We start from the raw sequence: 4,582 nt of genomic DNA, 5'->3' as shown, positions 1-4,582 counted from the left end.
TCGGTTCAAAAAGCATAGCCGTTCCGTTGAGTACAAACTAACAGGCTACCAACTATCTGATCATCGACGTAAAATCAAGTTTACCGATGGCTTTAAAGCAGGAGAATTTGATTTATGGTATAGTCAAAAAACCTTAGTTTATTATTCAGAGCAACAGATTAAACGAGTAAGAGTTGTTAGACGTGCTGACGGTTATTATTGCCAGTTTTTGATTGACGTAGAACGGCAAGAATACCATAAACCAACGGGACAAATAACAGGAATTGACTTAGGGTTAAAGGAATTTTATACCGATGCCCAAGGCAATACTGTAGAGAATCCCCGTTATTTAAGCAAGTCAGAAAAACGACTGAAAAAAGCACAAAGGAGATTATCAAAACAATTTCGTAAAGGAAAGAAACAGTCTAAAAACTATCACAAGCAACGGATAAAAGTAGCTAGGCTTCATCTTAAAGTGTCAAGACAAAGTAAAGACAAAGCAATTAAAGACGCTTTGGCGTTAGTCCAGTCTAATGATCTGGTAGTCTATGAGGCTTTAAAGGTGAGAAACTTAGTCAAAAACCGTAAGCTGTCTAAGTCGATTTCTGATGCTTCTTGGTATCAATTCACTGAATGGTTGAATTATTTTGCTAAGATTTATCGGATTGTCTGTGTTGCTGTTCCTCCCCATTTTACTAGCCAAGATTGTTCAGTTTGTGGGACGAGAGTTCAAAAAACATTAAGCACTAGAACTCACCAATGTCCTAACTGTAAAACAATCTTAGATAGGGATCATAATGCAGCAATAAATATTCTTAAAAAAGGGTTGAAATATTTGGGAAATTATCTCAACGGTACTGTTGGGCAAACAGAAACCGACCCAAACGCCTTGGGAGAGTCCGACCTCTGGGTTTTTAATGGAGACATTGAGAATCTAAGCTGTCTCGTTGAACAAGGAATTTCCGATAGTGATAGGTCAAGAATCCCCCGTCACAGCGTAGCTTGACGGTGGGAGTATGTCAATGAAGGTTCTTGTCATCCACTAATAGGTAGGTGAGAACACGAGGTAAACTATAAGCGGGGAGATTGTGGTGAAAACTTATGAAGTTGACTGTAACACTTGACCGTGACGAAGATGGAGTTTGGGTTGTAGAATGCCCCAGCATTCCGGGTTGTGTCAGCCAAGGTAAAACGAGAGCAGAAGCTCTTGAAAATATCAGAGATGCAATTATCGCCTGCCTTCAAGTTCGTGCAGAACGTGGGCTACCCCTAACGATTGAAACTCACCAAGTAGAGGTAATGGCATAATCATGTCCTCTGCTCTTCCTGTTCTCAGCGGACGTGAGGTAGTCCGAGTATTTGAAACCTTCGGCTGGCAAGTTGCGCGTCAAAGTGCCAGCCATATTATCATGGTTAAGGAGGGCGAACAGGTAACACTCTCTGTTCCTGATCATCGTGAAGTGGCAAAGGGTACGCTTCGTAGTCTTATTCGTACTGCTGGAATTACGGTACAAGAATTTGTTTCTGGCATGAGATGAGCGATAAGAGAGGTCTAACAATTCGAGTGCAGCGGACGGACGAAGGCTGCTGATGCTCAGTTCAAGGTTGTCTGATGCCGCTGATTCGAGCCGTTACTTGTACTGAGCGCATTGGAAGTATCAGTTATCAGCTACTTGTTTTCCGAATTAATTGGCCGTTTTTCAGTTTATTATCAACGTCCAATAGGATCAAAATCAGTCCCTTATGCACCCACAAAAATTATCGAGTATTCTGTTAACTGATCAAGGAGAAAGATTATGGTAGCCACTCCAGTCAAAACCAAAACCACGGGACAATACTACGCCACCCGCATCGATTTAGCATTAGATATCCGCAAAGCTATTGTTGAAATCTTAAGCCAAACCCTTGCCGCTAGTTTAGACCTAAAAACTCAGGTTAAACAGGCCCACTGGAATGTAAAAGGTTTAAATTTCTACCAATTGCACAGCCTATTCGACGAAATGGCCACGGAATTAGAAGGCTATGGGGACATGGTAGCAGAACGGATTACCGCTTTAGGTGGAACCGCTTTAGGAACAGCGCGCATCGCTGCCGCTAACTCGATTCTGCCGGAATATCCGGCTGATATCGTCGATGGTAGTGAACATATCGTTGCTTTAGCCGAACGTTATGCCTTATACGCCGCCCATCTTCGTTCTGCTATTGATACCACTGGCAATCAAGGGGATGCCGACACAGCAGATCTCTATACGGAAATCTCCCGGGACATCGATAAACGTCTCTGGTTCCTAGAAGCGCATCTGATTAAATCGGAAGATGTTATCAGATAAATTTGGGGTGTATTAACTTAGCTTAATACACCTTAAATTCTCGTAATCGGTAAACGTAGCCAATCACTTAACTGTTGTGCCAACCAATCTAATTCCGCTTCGCTAACATCTTCACTGGCAGTGATAACATATTCTCGATGGTTGGCAACGAGAACCAGAGAAGGAGGAATAATATTAACATTTTCTCCCTGCATAGTGACGGTGACATTGCGACGAATGAGACTATAAATTTCGCAACTAGCAGCATCGGCAGTTAGTTTAAATTTCAGCCCCCAGAGTTTTTGGTAGAGAGAAACTTTTTTGGGGGTAATTTTTAACTCTAGTTCCCCCTGCCAAAAAGATTTCCATAACTGCCAAGATAAACTAGAGGAGATTAAATTGAGCAGAAAAATTAGGATAATCGGGATTAAAAAAGCGACCAGTTTGAGATCATAAATACCGACTATGGTTAAGAGAATGATCGTAAAAAATAGGGATGGTAAAAACTGTCTTAACTGGGTTTTGAGATTGTTGAAAAACTTTTGTTTGGTTTTACTAGCGATTTTTATTTGCAGGAGATTATCTTTTTTATAAACAGTAACTTCGCTGCCGTAGGGTTTGGTCAGATTGCCAATAGATACTAAGATCAATTGACAACTATATAAGCTGGCTAAAGCTTCTGTCACCGAACGAAAATGAGAGTCTGGGGGGGAGTTTGATAATCTTTTTAACCAATAGATGAAAAAAGCGCTTAGATTAGTTTTTTGTTCAAAGTTTTCGGGTATGTAACGATGCTTAATCCCCGTGGCTAAACTAATCAAACTTTTACCTATATCCTGTAAGTCCGTGGTGGGAGAATCGGAATCAAAGGCAAAATCAACTAGATAAAAACGATGGGACTGGGTATCAAAGAGGATATTACTAAGTTTAATATTGCCGTGGTTAATGGGGACATCCTGCTGATGGAGATAGGAGAGAATCTCCAAAAGATATTTGGCAATTTGTTTGAGATCTTGTTCTGCTAACAAATAACTGGAGTTAAGATAGTTTTCTAAAGGCTGCGCTGATAAATAAGGTCGGACAATAGCGATGATTTGTTCTTGGGATGAATCTATCTCAAAGCTATCGAGGTATTTGGGGAGAGATGGGTGGGAGAGTTGTCGCAATAGGGCAATTTTACCGGTTATTTCTCCGATAAACTGACTCCCTTGCCCACTAGGAACAGAAATAAGTTTAATGATAACTAACTGGGTGGTGTGTCTGTCCCTCGCTAAGATAGTTTTTTTTCCCAGCACCTGTTGGACTTGATAACGACTATGGAGAACTCGATCGAGCATGGGGGAGGATGGAGTAAGGAGTATTTCTAGGATAGCTCACTCTGGAAACTCTAGCCGCCATCTTTAGCATCCTTTTAATATTTTAACCCATATTCCCCACTTCAGTTTGAAGCATAAAAAACTACAGGTCTTTTCAAAGAAAAAAAATCAGAATAAGCAAAAAAAATACTCAACCAATCAGATATTGAGAAGAAATCATCAAATACCAAATATTTTTTCGGCTCAAAGAGTTAAACTAAGTCACAACCAGCAGTCAGCGGCAAGAGTTGTTGGTTGGGAGAAGCCGAGAGGCCTTTCCGGATAGTCAAAGCAAGCTATAATTAAATCGGCTCGCTTGTGAGTTTATTCTCTGCTTGGCACGACTGCCAAGGGTAACGACAAGAGTAAACCAGGGGGCTACGATAAACCTAAAATTTTCCCAAAATAGGAGGAACCTCTCATGGTTGAGGCCATCTTACCGGGTACTTACATAACAGTACGAGATGAAGGACTGATTAGCGCTGGTCAGGTTGTTTCAGGAAATATCGGAATTGTTGGAACCGCAGCCAAAAGACCAGTGGATGAGGTACAAATTCTTGGCAGTTTTTCGGAAGCTAAAGCAATTTTCGGGGAAATTGATCCCGCTCGCCAACTAACCTTAATTCAAGCACTAGAGCAGATTTATAACAATGGCGGTAAGACTGTCTATGCAGTTCGTACAGGCACTAACGCCACCAGAGCTGCCTACAAAATCAAAGATAGCACCGACAAAGATCTGGTGAAACTGGAGGCACAAACTCCAGGAACCTGGGGTAATGACATCAAGATCAAAATCACGGTAATGATTCGGTAGTAGTGGCGTAGCCCTCTTGCTTACCTGGTATGAATTGTGTAAAATATTTATTAATAAAAATAATTGGAACCCGATCAGTCTTTAAACCTCTAGCTTGATCATGACTTTTCTGATAAATATCTTTT

General features: G+C 41.1%; 6 protein-coding genes. 5 read left to right on the top strand and 1 reads right to left on the bottom strand.

Annotation, left to right across the window (positions count from 1 at the left end; all coding sequences use genetic code 11):
• From IM456_RS12185 to dps, 4 genes are all read left to right on the top strand, one after another.
• The coding region (locus tag IM456_RS12185) for an RNA-guided endonuclease InsQ/TnpB family protein (RefSeq protein WP_287712780.1) at positions 1 to 985 on the top strand (985 nt) is incomplete at its 5' end.
• A 95-nt stretch (positions 986 to 1,080) separates the two neighbouring features.
• Entirely contained in the window at positions 1,081 to 1,287 is a 207-nt protein-coding gene (locus tag IM456_RS12180; protein WP_002739432.1) for a type II toxin-antitoxin system HicB family antitoxin, read from the top strand.
• Between the two features lie 2 nt (positions 1,288 to 1,289).
• The gene (locus IM456_RS12175) at positions 1,290 to 1,517 is read left to right on the top strand and encodes a type II toxin-antitoxin system HicA family toxin (protein WP_002739431.1); all 228 of its coding nucleotides are present in this window, start codon (positions 1,290 to 1,292) and stop codon (positions 1,515 to 1,517) included.
• A gap of 258 nt (positions 1,518 to 1,775) precedes the next feature.
• Positions 1,776 to 2,309 (top strand): DNA starvation/stationary phase protection protein Dps, encoded by a 534-nt coding sequence (dps, locus tag IM456_RS12170; protein WP_012268378.1) that lies wholly within the window; start codon positions 1,776 to 1,778, stop codon positions 2,307 to 2,309.
• A 32-nt stretch (positions 2,310 to 2,341) separates the two neighbouring features.
• Here the strand turns inward: dps and IM456_RS12165 are convergent, their stop codons facing one another.
• On the bottom strand, positions 2,342 to 3,625 hold the full coding sequence (locus IM456_RS12165) for a protein kinase domain-containing protein (protein ID WP_287693247.1): 1,284 nt from the start codon (positions 3,623 to 3,625) through the stop codon (positions 2,342 to 2,344).
• 439 nt (positions 3,626 to 4,064) lie between these two features.
• Between IM456_RS12165 and IM456_RS12160 the strand changes: the two genes are divergently transcribed.
• On the top strand, positions 4,065 to 4,457 hold the full coding sequence (locus tag IM456_RS12160; protein ID WP_253881466.1) for a hypothetical protein: 393 nt from the start codon (positions 4,065 to 4,067) through the stop codon (positions 4,455 to 4,457).
• Positions 4,458 to 4,582 lie beyond the last annotated feature (125 nt).

The sequence above is a fragment of the Microcystis sp. M079S1 genome, from assembly GCF_020246425.1.
Lineage (GTDB): Bacteria > Cyanobacteriota > Cyanobacteriia > Cyanobacteriales > Microcystaceae > Microcystis > Microcystis aeruginosa.
This window is presented reverse-complemented; position numbering and strand designations above follow the sequence as displayed.

Coding starts and splice junctions, on each gene's coding strand:
- IM456_RS12180 (WP_002739432.1), top strand. CDS start 1,081: ATGAAGTTGACTGTAACACTTGACCGTGACGAAGATGGAGTTTGGGTT.
- IM456_RS12175 (WP_002739431.1), top strand. CDS start 1,290: ATGTCCTCTGCTCTTCCTGTTCTCAGCGGACGTGAGGTAGTCCGAGTA.
- dps (WP_012268378.1), top strand. CDS start 1,776: ATGGTAGCCACTCCAGTCAAAACCAAAACCACGGGACAATACTACGCC.
- IM456_RS12165 (WP_287693247.1), bottom strand. CDS start 3,625: ATGCTCGATCGAGTTCTCCATAGTCGTTATCAAGTCCAACAGGTGCTG.
- IM456_RS12160 (WP_253881466.1), top strand. CDS start 4,065: ATGGTTGAGGCCATCTTACCGGGTACTTACATAACAGTACGAGATGAA.